The 918-nt window shown below is 62.9% G+C and carries 1 protein-coding gene; it reads right to left on the bottom strand.

Annotated elements, in window-relative coordinates:
* Positions 1-73: 73 nt before the first annotated feature.
* On the bottom strand, positions 74-865 hold the full coding sequence (locus tag A9X04_RS18970) for an integrase core domain-containing protein (protein WP_067923761.1): 792 nt from the start codon (positions 863-865) through the stop codon (positions 74-76).
* Positions 866-918 lie beyond the last annotated feature (53 nt).

The following is a 918-nucleotide window of genomic DNA, read 5'->3' on the forward strand; positions in this document are numbered from 1 at the left end:
TACTATTCCCAACACGTGACCGACCGACCGGCCGGCTCACAAAACACCGAGGGTGCATGAAACCCGGGATGGTTCAGGTCTGCGGTTTTTTCCGTTTGGGGCCTTTGGGGGCGCCGGTGGGTTGGTAGTCCCTGGTGGGGTCGAGGGTGAAGTCGCGCAGGATTTCTCCGGTGGTGGCGTTGATGACGGTGATGTGGTGGTCCTGGGCGAGGATCAGGACGCGGGTTCGGTAGTGGTGGCGGCCGATGCCGATGTGGTGCAGGCGGCCGTTGACGCGCAAGGTGATGGATCCGGCTTGGTCGACGCGGTCGGTGCGCACGCGGTTGTGGGTGTCGATGCGGGTTGCTGGGTCGGCTTTGGGCCGGCTGATGTAGATGACTGCTGGGGTGGCTCGGTGCGGCAGTGAGCGGTGGGGTCGGCGGTGGTTGTATTCGTCGGTGAAGGCGTCGAGTTGGGTCTGCAGCTCCGCGATGGTGGCTGGGCGTGGTTGGCTGGTGAGCCACTTTTTGAGGGTTTGGTGGAAGCGTTCTACTTTTCCGCAGGTGGTGGGGTGGTTGGGGGTGGAGTTGATCTGGGTGATGCCATAACGGTGCAGTTCGGCTTCGAATCCGTTGCGTCCGCCTTTGCCGCCGGCGAAGCGGGTGGTGAACACCATGCCGTTGTCGGTCAGTGTGGAGTACGGGATGCCATGCTCGGCAATGGTTTTGGTGAATTCGGTGACGACGATGGTGCCGGTGATGCGGCGGTGGGCGGTCACCGAAAGCGCCAGGCGTGAGCAGTCGTCGAGCCAGCACAGGATTTCGACGTGGGTGCCGTTGGCCAGGCGCCAGTGGGTGAAGTCTGAACCATCCCGGGTTTCATGCACCCTCGGTGTTTTGTGAGCCGGCCGGTCGGTCGGTCACGTGTTGGGAATAGTAG

Source organism: Mycobacterium sp. E3247 (assembly GCF_001667785.1).
Taxonomy (GTDB): domain Bacteria; phylum Actinomycetota; class Actinomycetes; order Mycobacteriales; family Mycobacteriaceae; genus Mycobacterium.